The organism is Bradyrhizobium sp. 2S1 (assembly GCF_011516625.5).
Classification (GTDB): domain Bacteria; phylum Pseudomonadota; class Alphaproteobacteria; order Rhizobiales; family Xanthobacteraceae; genus Bradyrhizobium; species Bradyrhizobium septentrionale.
On record NZ_CP147717.1, the window covers coordinates 1,581,407 to 1,601,725 of the forward strand.

Annotated in this window: 22 protein-coding genes and 1 pseudogene; 11 read left to right on the forward strand and 12 right to left on the reverse strand. The window is 59.3% G+C overall.

Features of this window, described 5'->3' with window-relative positions; translation table 11 throughout:
- Positions 1–666: 666 nt before the first annotated feature.
- From HAP54_RS07615 to HAP54_RS07625, 3 genes are all read right to left on the reverse strand, one after another.
- Positions 667–927, reverse strand: a complete 261-nt coding sequence (locus HAP54_RS07615; RefSeq protein WP_166299288.1) for a hypothetical protein — start codon at positions 925–927, stop codon at positions 667–669.
- A gap of 196 nt (positions 928–1,123) precedes the next feature.
- Positions 1,124–1,303: a hypothetical protein gene (locus HAP54_RS07620; RefSeq protein WP_029085151.1), complete on the reverse strand. Its 180-nt coding sequence runs from the start codon at positions 1,301–1,303 to the stop codon at positions 1,124–1,126.
- Positions 1,304–1,468: 165 nt separating this feature from the next.
- Positions 1,469–1,618, reverse strand: coding sequence for a hypothetical protein (locus HAP54_RS07625; RefSeq protein WP_166299289.1), 150 nt, complete (start codon positions 1,616–1,618; stop codon positions 1,469–1,471).
- Between the two features lie 470 nt (positions 1,619–2,088).
- Here HAP54_RS07625 and HAP54_RS07630 point away from each other — a divergent pair, with 470 nt between their 5' ends.
- The 4 genes from HAP54_RS07630 (at position 2,089) to HAP54_RS07645 (ending at position 4,159) form a co-directional block, all read left to right on the forward strand.
- Positions 2,089–2,211, forward strand: a complete 123-nt coding sequence (locus HAP54_RS07630) for a hypothetical protein (protein WP_256375221.1) — start codon at positions 2,089–2,091, stop codon at positions 2,209–2,211.
- A 431-nt stretch (positions 2,212–2,642) separates the two neighbouring features.
- Complete coding sequence (locus HAP54_RS07635; RefSeq protein WP_166214538.1) at positions 2,643–2,834, forward strand: hypothetical protein; 192 nt, start codon at positions 2,643–2,645, stop codon at positions 2,832–2,834.
- Between the two features lie 576 nt (positions 2,835–3,410).
- The gene (locus tag HAP54_RS07640; protein ID WP_166299290.1) at positions 3,411–3,848 is read left to right on the forward strand and encodes a hypothetical protein; all 438 of its coding nucleotides are present in this window, start codon (positions 3,411–3,413) and stop codon (positions 3,846–3,848) included.
- Positions 3,842–4,159, forward strand: a complete 318-nt coding sequence (locus HAP54_RS07645) for an STAS-like domain-containing protein (protein ID WP_051346860.1) — start codon at positions 3,842–3,844, stop codon at positions 4,157–4,159. The genes HAP54_RS07640 and HAP54_RS07645 overlap by 7 nt, the downstream gene beginning before the upstream one ends.
- Positions 4,160–4,168: 9 nt before the next feature.
- Here the strand turns inward: HAP54_RS07645 and HAP54_RS07650 are convergent, their stop codons facing one another.
- On the reverse strand, positions 4,169–5,233 hold the full coding sequence (locus HAP54_RS07650) for an IS630 family transposase (RefSeq protein WP_166204319.1): 1,065 nt from the start codon (positions 5,231–5,233) through the stop codon (positions 4,169–4,171).
- Between the two features lie 167 nt (positions 5,234–5,400).
- Here HAP54_RS07650 and HAP54_RS07655 point away from each other — a divergent pair, with 167 nt between their 5' ends.
- The 4 genes from HAP54_RS07655 (at position 5,401) to HAP54_RS07670 (ending at position 9,277) form a co-directional block, all read left to right on the forward strand.
- Positions 5,401–5,637: a hypothetical protein gene (locus HAP54_RS07655; protein ID WP_166293469.1), complete on the forward strand. Its 237-nt coding sequence runs from the start codon at positions 5,401–5,403 to the stop codon at positions 5,635–5,637.
- Between the two features lie 428 nt (positions 5,638–6,065).
- Positions 6,066–6,557 (forward strand): adenylate/guanylate cyclase domain-containing protein, encoded by a 492-nt coding sequence (locus HAP54_RS07660; protein WP_224741341.1) that lies wholly within the window; start codon positions 6,066–6,068, stop codon positions 6,555–6,557.
- A 680-nt stretch (positions 6,558–7,237) separates the two neighbouring features.
- A complete protein-coding gene (gene ftsZ / locus HAP54_RS07665; RefSeq protein ID WP_166299291.1) occupies positions 7,238–8,293 on the forward strand; it encodes a cell division protein FtsZ in 1,056 nt (351 codons plus the stop codon).
- Between the two features lie 510 nt (positions 8,294–8,803).
- On the forward strand, positions 8,804–9,277 hold the full coding sequence (locus HAP54_RS07670; RefSeq protein WP_166299292.1) for a nucleoside deaminase: 474 nt from the start codon (positions 8,804–8,806) through the stop codon (positions 9,275–9,277).
- Positions 9,278–9,862: 585 nt separating this feature from the next.
- On the opposite strand, the gene HAP54_RS07675 is transcribed toward HAP54_RS07670, so the two are convergent.
- From HAP54_RS07675 to HAP54_RS07705, 7 genes are all read right to left on the reverse strand, one after another.
- Complete coding sequence (locus tag HAP54_RS07675; RefSeq protein ID WP_166299293.1) at positions 9,863–10,696, reverse strand: hypothetical protein; 834 nt, start codon at positions 10,694–10,696, stop codon at positions 9,863–9,865.
- A gap of 165 nt (positions 10,697–10,861) precedes the next feature.
- Positions 10,862–11,991, reverse strand: a protein-coding gene (locus tag HAP54_RS07680) for an IS3-like element ISRj2 family transposase (RefSeq protein WP_166204126.1) whose coding sequence is annotated in 2 segments (ribosomal slippage) — positions 10,862–11,739 and positions 11,739–11,991 — 1,131 coding nt in all. Because the reading frame shifts where the segments join, the coding sequence is not laid out codon by codon here.
- Between the two features lie 37 nt (positions 11,992–12,028).
- Positions 12,029–12,283: a hypothetical protein gene (locus HAP54_RS07685; protein ID WP_166299294.1), complete on the reverse strand. Its 255-nt coding sequence runs from the start codon at positions 12,281–12,283 to the stop codon at positions 12,029–12,031.
- A gap of 66 nt (positions 12,284–12,349) precedes the next feature.
- The gene (locus HAP54_RS07690) at positions 12,350–12,679 is read right to left on the reverse strand and encodes a hypothetical protein (protein WP_166299295.1); all 330 of its coding nucleotides are present in this window, start codon (positions 12,677–12,679) and stop codon (positions 12,350–12,352) included.
- Positions 12,636–13,193, reverse strand: coding sequence for a hypothetical protein (locus HAP54_RS07695; RefSeq protein WP_166299296.1), 558 nt, complete (start codon positions 13,191–13,193; stop codon positions 12,636–12,638). The genes HAP54_RS07690 and HAP54_RS07695 overlap by 44 nt, the downstream gene beginning before the upstream one ends.
- Positions 13,194–13,280: 87 nt before the next feature.
- Positions 13,281–14,453: a Wadjet anti-phage system protein JetD domain-containing protein gene (locus HAP54_RS07700; protein ID WP_166299297.1), complete on the reverse strand. Its 1,173-nt coding sequence runs from the start codon at positions 14,451–14,453 to the stop codon at positions 13,281–13,283.
- A 1-nt stretch (position 14,454) separates the two neighbouring features.
- Complete coding sequence (locus tag HAP54_RS07705; RefSeq protein WP_166299298.1) at positions 14,455–15,183, reverse strand: SbcC/MukB-like Walker B domain-containing protein; 729 nt, start codon at positions 15,181–15,183, stop codon at positions 14,455–14,457.
- Between the two features lie 260 nt (positions 15,184–15,443).
- Here HAP54_RS07705 and HAP54_RS07710 point away from each other — a divergent pair, with 260 nt between their 5' ends.
- Positions 15,444–16,118 (forward strand): DUF4011 domain-containing protein, encoded by a 675-nt coding sequence (locus tag HAP54_RS07710; RefSeq protein WP_210297551.1) that lies wholly within the window; start codon positions 15,444–15,446, stop codon positions 16,116–16,118.
- Here HAP54_RS07710 and HAP54_RS07715 read toward each other — a convergent pair.
- Positions 16,096–16,800 (reverse strand): type I restriction enzyme HsdR N-terminal domain-containing protein, encoded by a 705-nt coding sequence (locus tag HAP54_RS07715; RefSeq protein WP_210297550.1) that lies wholly within the window; start codon positions 16,798–16,800, stop codon positions 16,096–16,098. The two genes, HAP54_RS07710 and HAP54_RS07715, sit on opposite strands and share 23 nt — an antisense overlap.
- Positions 16,801–16,956: 156 nt before the next feature.
- Between HAP54_RS07715 and HAP54_RS07720 the strand changes: the two genes are divergently transcribed.
- Together HAP54_RS07720 and istA are read left to right on the forward strand one after the other, a co-directional pair.
- Positions 16,957–18,300, forward strand: a complete 1,344-nt coding sequence (locus HAP54_RS07720; RefSeq protein WP_224741340.1) for an IS1380 family transposase — start codon at positions 16,957–16,959, stop codon at positions 18,298–18,300.
- 643 nt (positions 18,301–18,943) lie between these two features.
- Positions 18,944–20,074 (forward strand): annotated as a pseudogene (gene istA / locus HAP54_RS07725) (IS21 family transposase); the annotation flags it as partial.
- Positions 20,075–20,319 lie beyond the last annotated feature (245 nt).

Below are 20,319 nucleotides of genomic sequence, written 5' to 3' on the forward strand. Positions count from 1 at the left end.
GCCCCGGCCCACGATATTTGTGTTGATGGCCAGAAATATCGGCGGGGCTTATGGGAGGTGTCCACGCCGGTTTTTCCCAACCTCCCGAGGAGTGATCGCAATGACACCAGATGAACCAACGGTAGAGGAAGTGAAGGTACCAGAGGCTGCTCCGGCCGTGGAGGCAGTTCCTACGGAGGCTCCGGCTGTGGAGGCTCCGGCGGATGCACCGGCTGCGGTTGAAGCACCGAAGGCAGAGTAGTGATGGTTGCGGCCCCCGGCGAAGGGGGTCCTTTGCCGGGGTGGTAGTGGAGGATCATGACGTTCAAAAGAAAATGGTTTGGATTGGAGTGCCCGATGTTCGGACCTCGCGAAAGGCGACCTGTTTTGTTTCCTGCGAGTGGCCTATTTCGGCCAGTCCCCAGTTTCCCGGCGTCACCAAGCAACGCGTTTCCGATGCCCGCCATCATCGTCGAGCGCGCGCCCGCCGATATCCCCGCGCAATCTGCCATCGGGCATTGCCCGGCCCAAAGTCGCCGGTTGTGTCGTCGCGGATGAGCAGGTGCCGCCACGACGGGCGCGGGCCGACGTCGAGGTAGAAGTGCACAAACGAGCACACCTCGTTTGGCCGGGTCGCGCGATCGGATCGCGATCCATGCGGCGAATTCGGGCGGAAGCGTTCCATGCCTATGGGATGATCTTGTCGCCATCGGCATCGTCCGCCCTCAAAGGCAAGTTTTTCATCAGCAAGGCAATATCGGCATCCGAGATTGTGAAGGCGGCGGGATCGACAGCCGCGAGCGGCGGATATTGGAGCCGCCGCCGAAGCCAAGCTCGCAGCTCAAGCCGGTCGAGCCTCACGAACGCCTCAAAAAACTGGTCGCGCTGCGCCGGGTCGAGCCGCGCCCAGCCCTGCATTGTGGCCGTGACCAGATCGATGCGCCGCATGCGCGTTCCCTTTTGAAAAGCGGATCGGGCAAACGAAACACGAAAAACGCAAATATGCTGAAGGGGCGCGGTCGCGCGGTCCCCGCGGAGGGTGCCATGCGCGGAGGGACCCGGCGACCGGTCGCGGATGGCCGCGACGGTCCGCCCAGCGGTCATCATCTCGACAGCCACGACCACGGCAGTGGCCTAGTTTGCCCTAGCGATGTTCAAGCTGGTCGCCATTGAAGATGTGCAACATGCCGGAGAAGGCACAGTGGTCCGCCTCCACGACAACGGCCCCCGCTCGGTTTGCAAAAACCGACACGATGAAACCCGGATACTCGTAACCTGAGCGCTTCTTTACTCGGTCGCCTACTTTGAAGGGGACGTCTGTCATTTTATCTCCTGTAAGGCCGCCTCAGTTGGGTAGTGGGGCGGTCATTCCGCAGCCTTCTTCGCTAGTTCCAGTCCTTGCTCACGCCCCTCGGAGATGCCTCGGGCGATTGCACTTATGATGCAGTTCGGGCTCGCCCCGCCCATCCCTTGGAAGGGCCACAAGGCGTTATGAATCTTCCGGGCGCGCTTCAAATCTGCTTCTGTAACGTTCGGCTTTGACATGATCGAAAGATGCGCCGTTGGTAGTCAACATTCCAGCCCAGAAGCCCGCCACAATTTCGGGAAGCCCGTTCCATTGCAGGCCGGGCAGGTACATCCTTTGATCTTCGGCTGCATTTGAAGTTTTCCGGCCGCCTCAGTTGGGTGGCACTATTTGTCAGGCGCGATCACCGCAGGCAGCGGCTGCGTAGGCAGGATATCCGTATCGGGCTGGCGCCCACGCGACAAAGCCAACGCGAACGCCAATACGACTGCTGTTATGATGATCGCCCCACGCATACGAACGTCTTGGTCCCTCCGGGCAATATGCACAATCTGACAGAAGTCGAAGGCCGCCCCAGTTGGCGGCCTTTTTCCACGGTATCAGGCTTGGTTCAATTTTTCCCAATTTGAATCCGGGAACGCCCCAATTCGCTAACGACACGTCAATTTCTTTTGGCACGTGAGCAATATTGACCAGCCTTGGAACGTCGGCTGTTCCAACCTTCGGCCATCACCGCCCTGTAACGGCGTCAACCGGTGATTGAGAGCGTTCGCGCTCCCCGCCCAGCGACAAGGGAGCGTGGCATGATCGAACAACCCCATTTAGATTCATATTCAATCCCAGCACGCGTCAGTCTTGGCATCGCTATTTTCGGCGGCACTCTGCTTATCGCGGTGATGCTTACGGGTGCCTTCATCGTGCACTGAGGCCGCCTCAGTTGGCGACCTCTTTTACAATCAGACAACCGTCGCGCCGCGCGCTTTGTCCGCCAGTGAAGAGTCTACACGATGCAACGCAGCGATCAGTGGACCGAGTTAGTTTCATGCCCGAACTGTGGAATGTCAGGGGCTGCCCGTCTTTCGAAGGCCCCAAAGGGAGCCTTTGATTTTAGGGTGGAGGCCATTCCTGCGGGCTTTAAAGTGAGTCGCTTGGAATTCGGTAACACCTTCTTCTGTGGGGCATGCGATCAACCGGCGCATACCCAGATAACAAAGCAATGAGGCCCTCAGTTGCGCCACTGAGAGCGTCCCCGGCCCCGCGCTGGATGAGGCCACGGGGCCGGGAGCCAGCGGACCGGGAGAAAGGAAAACCGAAACCCCCGGTCCTATCCAATCAGAGATCAGTACGGGGACATGCCATGATCCATCGCGAAGCAGTGCCTGTCGGGCACACCTCACCCTACAAGCGCATCGAGATCGCGCACCTCGGCCGCAAGACCATCATCACAGCAGACGAGCTGGCGCTGTCCGGGGATCGCGAGCCTGACCCTGCCGCGTATCGATACGATGTTGACTTGCGCGCCTATCTCCTCAAGGCTCGGTACGGCTGACCATCGACTGCCAAACGATTGAGAGCATTACGCAAAAGGCTCTTCCGGAGGCTCCCCCGGCTTGAACGGGTGGTAGTTTGGGGGAGATGATCCCCGATCCCGCCCAACAGAGCTGTCTTAAAAAACGGGACCGGAGACCATGCCCTTGTCCGTCCCCCGCCCCGGAAAGGTTTCGGGGTGCGAACGATGCGGCTATACCCCGGCCGCACATTGGTTAGAGCGAGCCGGGACGGGGCGACGTTCGCTCAATTGGTTCGGGCGGCCCTCGGTGGCCCCCTCGCGTAAGGCCATCACCAGCCCCTGTCAGCCCGGACGACGACGCGCGTCGGCTGCACCATGCCGAGCTCACGCTCGCCGCATAGGCCAAATTACGATTAGCCGCTTAAGCGCCGAAAATTTCCGCGAACAGCGACGGGCCGATCTCGCACCCGGCGGCGGCTTGCCGGAGCGCCGCCACCGGCGGCTAAATCAGGTCTGTCGCCAGCATGCCGCCTAGCCGCCCGGGACACGGCAATTCCTTGGCTCGCTGCGCGCCTGTCGATCTCTCCCGCGTCGCTCTACATGTTCAAAAATTGCGTGGCCGAGCTGTTCAACAACATTCAGGACCACACCCAGCTCGACATAGGCACCATCTGCGCGCAGCACTTCCCTCGGGAGTCCTTGGTTTACATATCCCTGTCGGACATGGGGCTCGGAATCCCCGGGCGGGTCCGGACCCTGCTGCCGCAGTTGTCGGACGCGCAAGCCATCATCAAGGCTACCGAGGCCGGATTCACGACCAAGACGACCCCGGGAAATCGAGGGATCGGCCTCGCTTACCTCCTCAATGCCGTCAAGGTAAACGGCGGAACGGTCTCGATTTACTCGCTCAACGCGATAGTCCGGTTCCCGCCGCAAGGCGGCCCGTTCATCGTTCCGAACGTCGGATTTTGCCCGGGAACAACTATCGACATTGTGCTCAGAACGGATACGATTGAAGCCCTTCCCGATGACCGGGAAGACCTCGAATGGTGATGGAAATGCGAGAGCGTATAGTAGTAGCTCGCACTTCGGGCCGCGCAGATACTGCCGAGCAAGGTAGCCGCCTTTACGACGCGCTGTGCAACGCGCTGGCGCGGCGCGATGTTATTGTCGAGCTGGATTTTCAGAGCATCACCACCGCAACGTCGTCGTTTGCCAACCTTGCTTTCGTGCAACTGCTCACAAGATGGCCCTTGGCGGAATTGAAGCACCGCCTGAGGGTGGTGAACTCGACGCGCCAGATCAACGAGATGATCAAATCCCGGCTAGAGCGCGAGGGCAACTCGGGCAAGGCGGTCGCCTAGTACCCAGAATCAGAGCTGAGTGATACGGCGGCCTTTGAAACGGCGTTGACGGACCTTTTTCTTGGTCCAGACGAAGGGCTCGGCTCTGTCGTTGTATGCGTTGACGTAGGCATCGATGTGCTCCTGAAGCTGCGTGAGGCTTGTGAAGGAGGTGCCGCTGAGCGACTGCCCCTGCAAGATCGAAAACCATACCTCGACCTGATTGAGCCAAGACGCACTTGTCGGCGTGAAATGAAATTGCACGTTGGGGTGGGCCTTGAGCCAATGCTCGTTCTTCTTGTGGGTGTTGAGGTTGTCGAGGATGACGTGAAGCTTCCGGTTCGGAAAAGCCGCGGTGACGCTGTTCATGAAGTCGAGAAACTCGACGCGGCGTCGGCGTTTTGAATGCGCCGCGATGATCTTTCCGGTGGCGACTTCGAGCGCCGCAAACAATGTTGTGGTGCCATGCCGCTTGTAATCGTGGCTCTGGCCGGTCAAGGCGCGGCCATTGGGCAACTTCAGATAACCCTGCGCTCGCTCCAAAGCCTGGATCGAGGGCTTCTCGTCCACGCACAGCACAATGGCCTTCGCGGGCGGGGCGACATAGAGGCCGACAACATCGGCGGCTTTGGCCGTAAAGTTCGGGTCGTTGCTCTCACACCAGGACTTACGAGCCGCGAGGTCAATCTTGTGGCTGCGCAGGAACCGCCAGACATATTGGACGTCAACATCGCCCAGCGCCCCGGCCAGCAGGGGCCCGGTCCAGCGTGCGAACCCGTCCGGCGGCGGCTTGTCCAGCAGCTTCAGAATCCGCTTGTCGGTGGCCTTCGTATAGATTGGCTGCTTGCCCGGTCGCGGCTTGTCTTGCAGCCCTTCAAGGCCTTGGTCGGCATAGCGATGCCGCCAAAGGCTGACAATCCGCGGCTGGACCCCAACTTCCTTGGCGATCGACCGAGTGCTGCGTCCATCCGCCGCCAACAGAACTATCCGCGCCCGCTTCAAATCGCGCTGCAACGTCACCGGGGAGCGGCAACACGCCTCAAGCACCTTGCGATCTTTCCTCGAAAGGTGGACTTCTCTTGCTTCGGGTATCATCCCGACCTTGAATCACGACTCACGCTTTAAGAACAGTAGGTACTAGAGCGATGCGCCGCGCGCAGTCGCGGCAACACCTGTCATCCAGACCCGACCACCCGGTATCTCGCCGGACTGCCGGGCCCCAACGGATTGATAGTTTACCGCACGGCCGCCGCCGCGCTTTGATGGTCGGCATGGGCAGCCAATCCCGCGAACCAATCTACGGCGCGCAGGTCCGCGCCGCCGCCGAGCAAGCCGCCGAGGCTCGCTGGGTCGCCGACCGGCTGGCCTGTGAGGCATGGAACGCCCGCATGCTCGCCTTCCAAGGTCCGGCGCAGCCGTCCCTGAACGCTCATTCCATGAGCGCCTGGACGCTGATGAAACGTTTCGTGCGGAATTCGGCCGAAAGGTTGATGCGGTGATTCGCGCGGTCGTGACCCAGTTGCAGGATCACTACGTTGCGCTGACACGGCGCGCGAAAGAAATTGCCGAGATGCCTCCTGCGCAGGGCGTGAAGAGCTTCCGGAATGAAATTCCGGGAGCCATCCCGCTCCAGCAGTATTCTACAAAAACGTGCTGGAGACGTGGCTGCCGTTCCTCGAACGGGAAGGATTGTTCGGCGAGCCGCTCCCGGATGAGCAAATGGCGGACGTGTCGCAGCTCCGGGCGTGGCCCGCAGGCCAGTTCCTTGTTCGGATGGCATCGTCGGGCGACGAAAAAACCCGAAAGATCGTGACACGGGCGCTTCGGGCCGTGGCATCGTCCACTCAGGCCGTGACTTGGCGGCGCAGATCCCTGATGTTATTCCGACAATGCCGACCACGCGTTCTTTTCCGGCGACACAGAAGCGTTGCTTGGCGACATCGAGGAATTTGTCACCGGCCATCCTGCGGGTTATTCGACAGAGCTTGAGCGGATTCTCGCCACGGTCCTGTTTACCGATATCGTGGATTCCACGCGCAACGCGGCCGCGATGGGTGACCAGAACTGGCGCCGGATGCTGGACAGTCACGACCAACTCGCGCGACAGATGGTCGAGAAGCATCGCGGGATTCTGGTGAAAAGCACCGGCGACGGCATTTTGGCGACCTTCGATGGGCCCGGCCGCGCGGTCCGATGTGCACTGGCGCTCGGCTCGGCCAGCCAGCAAATCGGGTTGCCGTTGCGGGCAGGTCTCCATACCGGCGAGATCGAATTGAGAGGGCGGGACATCGGGGGTATTGCGGTTCACGCTGCCGCGCGAGTAATGGCGCAATCGCAGTCGAGCGAGGTCTTGGTATCAAGGGTCGTCACCGATCTCGTGAGGTGCGGGCCTGAAATTCTCCGAGCGCGGATCGCATGAACTAAAGGGCCTTCCGGGCCGCTGAGATTTATTCGCCGCGACCTTGTAATAAGGCCCCCCAAAAAATCTTTTGCGGCACGAAAAAGGATTCCGCGGGGTACATACCAATGTCAGCTCTTGGGGTAGGCGGCAGTCCCCCGAGGGGACGGTGAATTCCGGAATCGGCCCGTCGCGTCAGTTGGCGCACTGCAGCGACATTTCCGGAGTCGATGGTAGACCGGAAGTCACCGACTGAGGGGGGCCGACGAGATTGACCCGGAAGGGACATTCCTTTGCCGACCGATTGGCGCGGAGTTGACTACACAGATTGGCTCGGCAAGCCCGCGAGGCCGCGCACGTTCGAGATGAGGTCAGATGGAGGGATGCAATCCCCGCCGGTCACGCTCAAGTGGCAGATGCTGCTCGCCTGTTTAGGAATTCGTTAACCATCGCGGCCTAGCCTAACCTCATAGCCTGGTCATCATCAGCCGATTGCCGCTCGGTTCGTTCTAGGAGAACAGCCGGTGTTCGCCAAGACGCTGACATATGCCGCGCTAGGGTGCGTGCCTGAAAATCTCGCCAGTGGCCGCTCGTCTGCTAAGCGACTGCGCTTGCCGCGCTCACTTTCGGAGCAAAATCCTGGTGTATGGCAATCCGTGTCCTCTGATTCCCCAGCTCGGGGGAGCAATTGTGAGGCAAAAATGACCGATATTTGCGAGATGAAGGCGCGCATTACCGTGTTTGGGGTCGGCGGTGCCGGTGGCAATGCAGTCAACAACATGATCGCGGCCGGGCTGCAAGGCGTCGACTTCATCGTCGCCAATACCGATGCACAGGCGCTTACCATGTCGAAGGCCGAGCATCTCATCCAGATGGGCACGCGGATGACGAAAGGTCTCGGCGCTGGCTCGCATCCTGAAGTGGGGCGCGCCGCAGCCGAAGAGACGATCGACGCGATCCGCGATTCTTTGACCGGCGCACACATGGTGTTCGTTACTGCCGGTATGGGCGGCGGTACCGGCACCGGCGCAGCGCCCATTATCGCCAAGAGCGCGCGCGAGCTTGGCATTCTGACCATCGGTGTAGTCACTAAGCCATTCCACTTCGAGGGCCAGCGCCGCATGCGCCTTGCCGAGGCCGGCGTCGCGGAACTGCTGAAGGTGGTGGACACTCTGCTGATCATCCCAAACCAGAACCTATTCCGGGTGGCCAACGAGAAGACCACGTTTTCCAATGCCTTCGCGCTGGCCGATCAGGTGCTTTATTCGGGTGTGGCCTGCATCAGCGACCTCATAGTCAAGGAAGGTCTGATCAACCTCGATTTTGCCGACGTTCTCGCCGTAATGCGGGAGAAGGGCAAGGCCATGATGGGCAGGGGCGAGGCTTCTGGCGAAAACCGCGTGCTCACCGCCGCCGTGGCCGCGATTTCCAATCCATTGATTGAGGACCCCTCGATCAAGCGTGCCAGCGGCCTCATAATCTCCATCACTGGCGGCAAGGACCTGATGTTATTCGAGGTCGACGAAGCTGCTACCCGCATTCGCGACGAGGCCGACCAGGACGCCAACATCATCATTGGCGCATCGTTCGATGAAAGCCTGGAGGGTATCGTCCGCGTCTCGGTTGTGGCGACCGGCATCGATAACCTCGACCCGGCGCCCTACGCGCAACCAGCAGAAAGCTCCCTTACAGAACTCGCCGGCAGGCTGCGCAACGACAGCCGTCAGATCGCCGGATCGAGCGTAGTACACCGCTGACCAACGCACACCGCATCGGCGCGTCGGTCCAGTTCGCGTAAAGAAGGAGCGATTCCGGTATCGACCTTGGCTGATCCGCGTCCATGAACGCCGGCACTCGGCTACTTCCGGTTATGGCCGCTTTTCGGTCATGCCGCGCTGGTTATCGAAAGTCCGGCGTTGGGGTGAAGCGGACGTCACGGTTGCGCGTTCCGACTACCGAGTTTGCCCCTGGGCCGACATCGACAATCGGCCATCATGTGGTCTGTGTGGTGTTTGAAATAGTAACGGTCCTTGATCCAAATCAAGCCAGATTGTTTGTAGTCTGTTGTTCAATTGCCAATATGCCGACCCGCTGTAGCGGCGCCGGCTTGCGTCCGCGTGCTGGTTAATGGAGCGTACGTCTGTCGCTAAGCCAATGAGCGGCGCCAGAAACACTTTTCGTCGCTCCGGCGCCGCCGTCATTTGATGCGGCAGCGACAGAACCCGAAGCATTCTCAACACCGATCTCGCGTTCTCGAGGGACCGACCATGAGCAGATCAGAAGCTGACGTTCAAGATTTGCGAATGATGGAAAGATGCCTCGAACTAGCTCGGCAAGGGGTGAAGCAAGGAGAGCTGCCATTTGGCGTCGTAATTGCTTCTCGAGGACAGGTCATCGCAGAAGCGACCAACCGCGTTTCATCGGAATGCGACGTGACCCGACACGCGGAACTCGCGGCTCTTTCAGAGGCGCAGAAGATTTTGAGACGAAAGCGTTTGCCGCATTGCACCTTGTATTCAATCGTCGAACCTTGCCCAATGTGTTCTTTCCCGGCGCGGGAGGCGCGGATTGGTCGCGTGGTGTTCGCCATTTCATCTCCAGTCATGGGTGGGTTTTCTAAATGGGACGAGAGCTGGTCCCAGTTGTTTGGACAGCGCCCCCGAAAATTAAGTGGATTCCTGCCGGGTTATGCTGAAGGCGGGGCTACGTGGTTTGCCATTTGGGTCCTGATCGACAGGTAATCCTTGACGATTTGGATGTGACAAGTTCTGAGGCCATCGAGGCCGAGGCGGACGCGTTCGCGCGCAACGCCCTTATTCCTCCCGCCATTTGGAAGCCGATTGGTGAGAATAGCAGCACAGAGGAAGTGTTGGAGGCGGCAGAGAAAGCCGGTGTGCACCCAGCGATCGCGGCCGGCCGCTGGCGATTTGAGCATTCGGACTATCGCCGTTTCTCGAAGCTAATCGGTCGGGGCGACGTAAAGACTGCTTTCATGCCGGCCTAGCATTCCATACGGAATGCTAGGCCGGAGCCGACTTCCGACCGCTAAACGAAATGCTGTCGTATGAACGTCAACGCGAACGCGGATCATCCCCAGTTTTGAGTTTATGAGGATTACTAGAAGCTAGCCAGCCGTCAACTGATAAGGTTTTGTTAGAACTTTTATCAGTTGAAGATCTGACTCCGCTTGCGACCGAATCTTATCAGTCGCAACTGGCTCGACCCGTCCTATCAGTGAGCAGCTACAATCTTTTTGCGACAGCCTTATCCAGCACTTTGGCTGGAGCAGGAATAAGCTCGACACGTGGTGAACGACGATCGAAGCCTTAACGGTCACCGTCTTCACGCCTTATCTTTCTTGTTGGCACGCCAGCTCTGATCTGCAGCTGCCAAAAGCCGAACTTGTCCATGATGAGATGACGCGCGAGCGATTGGACATTGTGAGCGTCATAGACCGTTAAGCTGCGCGCCGTCTCGGAAAATCGATGGGTTGTCGTGGTGCTTCGCAGCCAGCTCGCGAGCGCAAGGGCGTCGATCAACCTGACATTCACGTCACGTACATTGCCGCGCGACCAACTTGGTTTTCCTGCAGAAGGCGGAGGACGTCTTTTCTCGATGCGCGTCTTGGGGCCGCGCAAGGTCCATAGATGGGTATCCGATAGATCGATGCCCGACTTTTCAAGCCGTTGCTCGATATCCGCCCTTACGACCGGGTTCCAGGTGCCGTCCGGCATTTTCGATGGATTCTTCGCATTGGCGCGAATTTCAAGGCCTAGTTCCTCAATGGCCGAATAAGCCAGCGTGACGGCGTTGGCGAGATACACGTGGTAGATCGGATCGGTCTGCACCTGAAATCGCCGGGGGGATTCGCCCGGATGAAGATCCATGAGATGAGGTGACGAGGACTGATAGCTCAGCGCGAGCTTATGCAATGCGTAGCTTGATGACCGCTTCCGGCTGGCCCGGTTAGCAAGCTCACAGGCGCGCAGAAGACCGGCCTTGCTCATGAACATCTTGGATGGCGCAGCCGTGTCGGCCGGCCGCGGTTCAATGCTGAACGGCTCCGGAATGAACGTGATCGAGCCATCCAGCACGGCAATCGCCGAACCGAGCAAGTTTATGGCTTGTTGCGCCTGCGACGATTTCTGCGCCCGGATCATAATCTCCATATCGAAGTACAGAGCTGGCGCCGGTTGTTTGGACAGCGCCCCGCGGGATTTAAGTGGATTCCTGCCGGGTTATGCTGAACGCGGGGCCTTACGATTTTGTCGTTGCGTCGGGAGGGCGTAGCCCGACCAGAGCGACGACAAAATCGTCGGCGACGGTCATGCGGCCATCACCATAGCTTGCGTGCCGAAGTAAGCCTCGTCGGGCGTGCGCCCGTCAAGGCTCGAGTGAGGGCGTCCCTGATTGTAGAAGGCCAGATACTTGGCAATTGACGCTCGCGCCTCGGACACGCTGTCGTAGGCGCGGAGATAAACTTCTTCGTATTTGACCGTGCGCCAGAGCCGCTCGACAAACACGTTGTCGCGCCAGGCGCCCTTGCCGTCCATGCTGATGGCGATCTTCGCGTCCAGCAGCACATCGGTGAACTCGAGGCTGGTGAACTGGCTGCCCTGGTCCGTGTTGAAAATCTCGGGCCTGCCGTGCTTCGCCAACGCCTCCTGGACCGCTTCGACGCAGAAGGCCGCCTCCATTGTGATCGAGACGCGATGGGCCAGGACCCGTCGGCTGAACACATCGACGACCGCCGCGAGATAGACGAAGCCACGCCGCATCGGAATGTAGGTGATGTCCATTGCCCACGCCTGGTCGGGCCGCTCGATCTTCAATCCGCGCAACAGGTACGGGTAGATCTTGTGACCCGGTGCCGGCTTACTCGTGTTCGGGCGACGATAGACCGCCTCGATCCCCATGCGCTTCATCAGCGTCGCGATGTGGCGGCGACCGGCGTATACGCCCTCCCGCCGCAGCAACGATCGCTGCATACGCGCTCCCGCGAAGGGATAATCGAGATGCAGCTCATCGAGCCGACGCATCAAGGCAAGGTCCTCGGCCGAAACTGGCCGAGGTTCATAGTAGACCGTGCTGCGAGCCAGCTTCAGGACCTTCGCCTGGCGCACGATAGAAAGATCATGACCGCGGTCGATCATCGCTTTGCGCTCAGCAGGCCCGCCTTGGTGAGCGCGCCGGACAAAAAATCGTTTTCCAACGCCAGCTCGCCGATCTTGGCATGTAACGCCTTCAAATCGACCGGCGTCTCGGCCGACGCCTTGTCATGCCCAAACACGCCGGCGGCGCCTTCCAGGAGCTGGTTTTTCCAGATCGTGATCTGGTTCGGATGAACATCAAACAGTTGCGCCAGCTCCGCCAGCGTCTTGTCGCCTTTGACCGCAGCCAAAGCAACCTTCGCCTTGAATGCCGGAGAATGCATCCGGCGGCTCTTCTTCGTCATCTTCGCTCCTGATTCGCGGCAAGAATCCTCGCCGCTGTCAGGCAGAAAATCCACTCAAGCTACTGTCCGAATTTGCGGAGCCAGCTCTGTACACAGGCACGTCATCCGCGATGTAGTTGCCGGTTGGGGCGCGGCCGCGCTGCTCGAACAGTTTCATCGAATACTCGTGCATTTGGTTCAGCGGGCCGTGATACAGACCCGACTCTTTCTCGAACAACCAGGCTGCGCCGCGCGAAACAAAGGCATCGCCGGGCGGGTCGTTTGAGAAGAGCGTTGTGTGATAAAGCGGCATTGGGCCAATGTCGTTGGGTGCCTTCAGCGGATGGACGGCAAAGTTATGCGACTACCGCGTGGCTGGTTATGACGCGTCTTCCTCCTCCTCCGGCTCGCCGTGCCATGAGCTCGTGTCGACTTTCATCTCGGTTTGATCTGAGAGGAGCTGAAGCGGTTCGGCCGTGGTGGCCGCCGTCGTGCAGACGAAGAGAAAGTTCTCCCCGATCATTGCGCCGTCCGACCCCGAACCGTAATGCAACGTGACATCAACGCTGCCGGTGATCTCGTAGCCAATGCAATCGCCATCGATGCTTAGGACGCGCATTTCGTCATAGAGCACGCCCCCGGTCTCATAATGCCCGGCGATCAGATCAAGACTGTCGATAGTTTCGTTTATGAAGGCCCCGATCGTCATAGAGGTGCCCCTCAATCCGGCTTATAACCTCATTGCGGACGTCTTCGGTCACCTCGAGAATTTCGAGCAGCGCGCTGATAGTTTCATTTGCGAGATTTACGAGTTCGGCTGGATCGCTGATAACCGTATCAGGCTTCAGATGAGTGCGTTTGTTTAATTCGTTGAACGCAGGGCCTATCTCGGTGTGGAATTCCTTCGGATCGAGCTTTAGTACGCTTTTAAAAAACTCGTCCGTCAGGCCACCGCGGCTTGCGAAGTAGGCGCGTTGGCGGCGAGTGGGACCTTTCAGCTTAGGGTGCTGCTCGTACCACGGGCAGGATTTGATCGCATCATCATCCGGAGCTAGTTGCTCCAGCATGTGATCGCTGAGATCACGCATGCTTACCGAGAAATGCTGAGCCCTTGTCGCAACGTTTTGCTGGGCCAGCGCAGCGATCGCTCCGCGTAGCAAATCTCGGGAAAAATCGTCCGGGAGGCGGCTTTCGAGCCGTTTTACCAAGTCGTCATTCGGCATTTTGAGGTTCGCGTTACTGGGGCGATATTCCGAGCCATCATAGTGTATTTGGCGCCTTTATTCTCTTGTCAGTAAGACCCGGACAAATCATGAGACAGCTTCAACGGTAGTAGTTGGCTCCGGATCGATCTTCTCCTGTTCAAGAAATAGAGCGTCATCCCCTCCCAAGAAAGCAGCCAGAGACTGCCACGGGTGGCCCGGTCGCAAATCGATCTTCCGCGACGCCTTGGCGGGGGTTCCGTGCAGACGGGCCAAGTTAGGATGCATGAGATGAGGCAGGACCGGGATCGGTAGAAGGGACGTTAGATGCAGCGCGATACGCAGGCCGCCTTCGTCAATGTCTCCCCAATGATGGATGCGGGTAATTCCAGGCCACCGTGAAATCGCTACCAACGCCGCGGCTACTGCCCTCGAGGGGAAGCCGCCCGTGTAGAGGGCTACGTCGTTGGCCTGGCGCGCTTCTCGCACATGCCGATTGAAGCTAGCGAGGTTTTCGATCGTGAGGATCGATCGGATCGGACCAGCTGGTTCGATCGCTGGTGCTTGTTCAGGGGGAAGCCCCACGTAAGCCAGGCTCGCGAATTCCACGCCCGCGAGACGAACCGGACCGGCTATTAGGACTGGCTGCGAGAATTTCTCCAAGCCCAAGCTCGCCATGGCTTCATTATCAGACAGATCGGCATCGAGTTTTCCGATCTGCTTAAGGAAATTGATGATCCGCGACGCGTAGCGTTCCAGGAGCTTTGTATTGCCTGTGGTTTGCCCGGAGTACGTTCGAAGATCGCGTCGGTCCATAGGATCGCGCGCTAGAACGGCATCCAGAGCCGTGATAAATTCTACCGCCTGATCGGTCTGCTCAAAGCCAATCGAGAATGGCCGCTCTCCCCGCAGCCATCGGTCGATAATACTGTCTCGCGCCTCTGCTGCGTTGGTGTGCTTCGGCGCCACAGACGCTTGCAGTCGGAATACCGCCGCTCTTGCACGCTCGTGCGCCGGAGTCCTCCCAAGAAACTCGTAAAGGCGGACGGCATCTCTCAATCGGATACGTTCGGTCAGATGCCGCGCCTCGCCGCGGCCTTTGACCACGCTGATGGCGCCTTGGCGTTCCGCGTCGGCAAGAAGCCGATCAAATGCCGCACGCTCCGCTGCAGAAGGAAAGTCGGCGGGCGCGCGCTCGGCCGGTTGGCGCGTCCGATCTGGGACACGTTCCACGCGGTCGAGAAGAAGGCCCAGAATGTCGCGTGCCCTGCCTGCGCTCACGTTATTCCGCCGCCTTTTGCTTCGCTTGCTCGCTCTCTGTCCTGAACCATTCAACGCCGCGGTGCTCCGGATTCGCTGCCTGCATCTCGGCCTGAGCTCTCGGGCCAATCCGTTCGGCATCGACAGCAACGCGATCCGTGCCGCTCATGCGCGTCACCGAGATGATGCAGTCTACCGATTCAAGGAACGTCGCACGGTGAATCTCGGGTGCCGCGATGACCAGCTGGAGCCCGAGATCACGGTAGAGCGTGATGAGATTCTGGGTGTTACCGATATCCAACTTGTTAAAGGCTTCATCAAAGGCCACCAAACCCATGCCTTCGGTACTGCCCTCGCGCCCGCCTTTGGGGAAATAAACGGACACCATGCTGGCGGCGATGGCTACATAATAAGGCGCCTGACGCTGCCCTCCCGACAGAAGCCCAACCAGCTTCGAGAATGCTTGCTGTTCACCTGCTTGATTTTCCAGGAACAGCTCGAACTCGAAATAGTTCCGGTAGTCTTCCAAGCGACGCGTATCTTGATCCCGCGTAACGATCTCCTCCACTTGCGCCATCGCGCGCTTCATCTCGTCGTCGGCCGTACTCGCCTTATCAGCCAGATCCGCAAATGATGCATCTTGGCTTCCGATAATGCGCTTCACGAGATCGTAGAGCGGCTTAAAATCCGCAGAGATGTACCTCTTGAAGGAGTACTTTTGGCCTATGAACGAATATGCGGCGAAACTCATTCATGGCACTGTCGAATGATGCAATGGCGCGGGCCTTATCGTCGTTGGCAACCCGTTCCTCGACCTCAATAGCCCGAATCTTTGATGCCCCCTCGCCGTCCGCGAGCATGGTCCGCTTGCGGATGACCTGGTCGCGATTCTCCGCTACGACGCCGGTGTGGTTGACGATCAGTCGATTAAGCGATGCATTCTCTTGGTCGGCGCGCTCCTTTTCACGTGTCAGACCAGTTTCTAGAGTGACTTACAGGGGAGCAATTAGCTTGGCGAGCGTCGGCACGCGGCCGAAAGGCGCGGATCAGGAAACCCGGTCGGCTGTAATAAAGCTGTTTGATGATACGCGGCGCAGACTAGTCGAGACAGGGACTCGCAATCGCCTTGTTCATGTCAATCGCGCGAACACGCGCGGAAACGTACTGAACATTGTGAACGAGCGCTCCGATGATGTTCATGCCTTGCTTTCCGGTGGCAAGACCATGCGCTTCTTCGCGCTCGGAAAAGACAAGGTTGAAGATAGCCGCGAAGTCGTCCTTGTTGACGTTATGCAGCAAGGGTCCGACGAAGATCGCCACACCGATTCATGGCTTGAAACGCGACTCGGCCCTGATGCGCTGCAGAAAAAGCTGCTGAAGATAGCGCGGGAAGCCCAAACGGCGGAGGAGGAATCCGGCGTCAATGTCCTGTATCTCGCGATGGGCTTTCTGACCTGGTATGAGGACAAGGCGTCGAGCTTACCCCGTGAAGCGCCGCTCGTTCTCCTTCCCGTCGAACTCGTGCGTAATGCCAGGACTTCGACATTCGACCTGCGAGTGCGGGACGAAGACGTTCTCACAAACCTGCCGCTCCAGCAGCGGTTGAGGGACGATTTCGGAAGCTTCCCGAACTTGAAACCGAAGAAGACTGGAAACCATCCGACTATTTTTCTGAAGTGCAACTAGTCACCAGCTCGCGGGATCGCTGGAAACTCGACCCCAACGCCATACAGTTGGGATTCTTCAGTTTCAGCAAGCTATTAATGTATCGTGATCTGGCTATTGAGGCGTGGCCTGACGACGCGCTGGCAAACCATGCACTGACTCGTGGCCTATATTTACTGCTTGTCTGCTTTTCGTTTAACAGCTCTGTCAGCGTATCTTTCGAATAAGCCTCGGAACTGAGACTACCGAAGCAGCTGATGATATCGTCATTCTTGCAGTCGCAAGCTAAGACGTCGATCTCGAATACCAGCGTTTTCTCGATTGGCTTCCCGAATCTTAAATTATACAGGCGCCACATCGCTCCATTCGAGAGAACCACCCAAGACACACCCTCATTCGCTGCGTAGTCAATGGCTTGCTTGACGTGAGCGTCCTTGAGCTCAACACCGATCGCTTTTGCCTCGATCAAGAAGCGCTTCTTGCTATCGACCGTCACGACGCGGTCAACATAAGTCCCGCGGATCGCGTGCTCGCTCGATACTTCCTTATATTTGTCGTATCCCAAAGCGTCGGAAAGGAAATCTGTGATAATCGTGACCGTGTCCGCTTCACCGATATCTCGCTGCTTCGCTGCCGCGAGCACTTTTTGGTATTTCTTGAGTTGTGTTGATATACGCGCGGAAACCTTCGTTGAAATTCCCATGTGCCACCCGCAAAGATCTATTTGAAAGTGGTTAGCCCGTCTTATTCGTCAGAGTGCGCCTGAGAGGCTGGCGAGCGTGGTGTAAAGCGCTGATGCGGCGTAGGATTCGGTTGCAAAGCCAACCCCATCACCTCAACCGCGAACGCCAGGCCCGCCATGACCGATGATACGATTCTGCCCTTCTCGTTTCCAGCTATTCACGCCAAGAAAGTCACAGCTGCCTTCGATGGCGGTCGGCTGACCTCGAACGGGGGCGTGATGCTTCTGGCGATGGCCGAGCGGCGTCTCGGCTTGGCCGACAATTTGGCCGGGTGTTCCCGGATCGGCGCGATCCGACGCGCGGGTCGTGCACAGCCTTGTCGATATGTTCCGCGCGCGCATGTTCGCGATCTGCTGCGGCTACGAGGACGCCGACGACCTCGATCATCTGCGGTCCGATCCGCATTCAAGCTGGCCTGCGGACGGCTGCCGGACACGGGTCGCGATCTGTGTTCCCAACCGACGCTGTCGCGGCTGGAGAATGCTCCGCGCCTGCGCGACGTGATCCGACTGACCTACACTTTGGTCGACGCATGGATGGATAGCTACCCGCGCGAGCCGGCATCCGTCACGCTCGACATCGATGATACCTGCGATGTCGTCCACGGCCATCAGCAGCTCTCGCTGTTCAACGCTCATTATGACGAACGCTGCTTCCTGCCGATCCACGTCTACGACACGGAGAAGAGCCGGCCCGTGGCGGTCGTGCTGCGGCCCGGCAAGACGCCGGGCGGCGTCGAGGTGCGGGCCCACCTGCGCCGCCTGATACGGCATATCCGGACGCGGTGGCACAACACGCGAATTACGTTCCGTGGCGACGGGCACTATGCCCGGCCGGAGGCAATGGCGTGGTGCGAGACCAACGGCATCGACTACATCTTCGGTCTGTCCGGCACCAAGCCGCTCGCCAGAAAACTCGACGAGGCCGCCGACGACATCCGCACGCGACGCGCCATCGAGAACCTGCCGGTTCTGCGTGGCTATACCGAGACGCGCCACAAGGCCAAGTCCTGGGATCGCGAACGGCGTACCGTCGCCCGTATTGAGGCGACGATGCTCGGCCTCGACATCCGTTTCGTCGTCACCAGCCTCGATGTCGGCTCGGCCGAGTGGATCTACGACAGCCTGTATTGCGCGCGCGGCCAAGCCGAGAATCTGATCAAGCTGCATAAGACACAGCTCGCCTCCGATCGCACCAGCTGCCGTTCGGCGCTCGCCAATCAAGTCCGCCTCGTTCTCCACACTGCCGCTTATTGGCTGATGCTGACCGTGCGCGACGCGATTCCCAAAGCCCGGGAATTGGCCACAGCCGAGTTCGCGACGCTGCGTCTTCGTCTCTTGAAACTCGCTGCCCGTGTCGTCGAGACCACGAGCCGCATTCGCCTTGCGTTTGCCGCGGCATGTCCCGAAGCCGACCTGATCCGCGGCTTGCCAGGCGCGCTGCTGCCGCTCGGTCCTTGACCGGCGGGGCGTCCGCCCCCCGTTCGCCCAACCCATCCCTCAAGCGCGTTGCAAAGTACCGGTCGTCAGGCGGCGAAAAGCCGAAGGCGATCCTGTGCGCCTCGTCAGACAAAATGTGCGGCCGCATCAATCGGGCCCAAAAGCCGCACTCTCACGAATAGGGCGGGCACTAAAGCTCAAAGGATCACACCGGCCCCACGCAGAAGTAGCCCGATGATCGCCCGCCCCGTGTGGCCTCCGATTGGCTGTCTTGCGCATACGCCGTATTTTATCGGGATTACATTAGGCGTGGAAAACTCTAGGTTGGGTTCGCCGGGGCTGACATTTCAGTACGAGTAAGATTGCAACCGGCAAGGGGTCGCAGAGATGCGGCCCCTTTTCTTCAAGCCCGCCCCGCAAGGCTTTGTGGGCGGAGCCAAGACAGCGCGTCGCATCTCTGGGTGCCGCGCAAATTTCGCTGACGCCTCTGACCCCGAGACTGGAAGCAGCGCCAGCGCGACTCAGCGTCGACGAATTGCTGTAAATTCGCTTGCAATAATGCCCCCCTGAGGGGCGGTTTTCGCGTCCAATAAAGACCCCCCTTTGACGTTGTGTGTCAGCGTCCTTCCCTTTGGCCTCAGTCAGCCGGGAAGGGCTGATGGGGATGATTGGCGTGGACAAGATCGGCGAGATACGGCGCGCCTATTTCGAGCAGGACCGCTCCATCAAGGAGATAGTGCGCACGCTTTTGGTATCGCGCGCGACGGTGCGCAAGGTCATTCGGGGCCACAAGACCGAGTTCAAATACGCGCGGGGCGTTCAGCCGACGCCTAAGCTTGGCGACTGGGTCGAGGCTCTGACGGAGATCCTTGGAACCGAAGCTAATCTGCCGAAGCGGGAACGCCGCTCGACGCAGCGGCTGTTTGAGGAATTACGTGGGCGCGGATATGACGGCGCGCACGACAGCGTGCATCGCTTCGTCAAGTCCTGGCGCGACGAACGCGCCCGGGTCCCGGCTCATGCCTATGTGCCGATGAGCTTTGCGCCTGGGGAAGCCTACCAGTTTGACTGGAGCCACGAGACGATCACGCTCCAGGGCTTGCCGCTGACGGTCAAGGCGGCGCACATGAAGCTGTCGCACAGCCGCATGCCGTTTGTGCGCGTCTACTTCCGCGAGACTCAGGAGTTGGTGTTCGACGCGCATGACAAGGCGTTCCGGTTCTATGGCGGGGTTTGCCGGCGCGGCATCTACGACAACATGAAGACGGCGGTCGAGGCGATCTTCGTTGGCAAGGCGCGCCGGTATAACCGCCGTTTTTTGCAAATGTGCTCGCACCATCTGATCGACCCGGTGGCCTGCACACCCGCCTCGGGATGGGAGAAAGGTCAGGTCGAGAACCAGGTTGGCAACTTGCGTGACCAGATGTTCCGGCCGAAGCCTCGGGTCAAGAGTCTCGCCGAGCTGAATGCGTGGCTGGAAGATCAGTGCATCGCCTACGCCAAACGAACCAGGCATCCGGAGTTCAAGGATCGGCCGATCTGGGACGTGTTCCAGGAAGAACGCGCGAGCCTGATGGAGCTTCGCGGCCCCTTCGACGGGTTCGTCGAGAAGGCCGTTAGGGCCAGCACCACTTGCCTGATCATGGCCGATCACAATCGCTACAGCGTCGATGCGCGCGCCGCCGGCCGGATGGTTCTGGTGCGCTCCCATGCCGAACGGATTGTCGTCTTGCTGGGCGACGAGGTGGTCGCCGACCATCCGCGCCACTTCCGGCGTGACCAGATCATCTACGATCCCTGGCATTATCTGCCGGTACTAACTAGTACGCGCGACACTTCGATGCGCGACCGGCAGAGAGCATGAAGCCCACGGCGAGGATGCTTACTTCTGCGCAAAGGTCCGAGAAGCACATCCGGCCGAATTCGCTGAACTTTGCACAGCGTGGCAACGTCAGTTCGTTTGATGACAGATACGGCTAATCGCCCGCGAATAACGGCTGCACTGCCGTCGTAAGCTGACAATAGAGACGCGCCTGATCA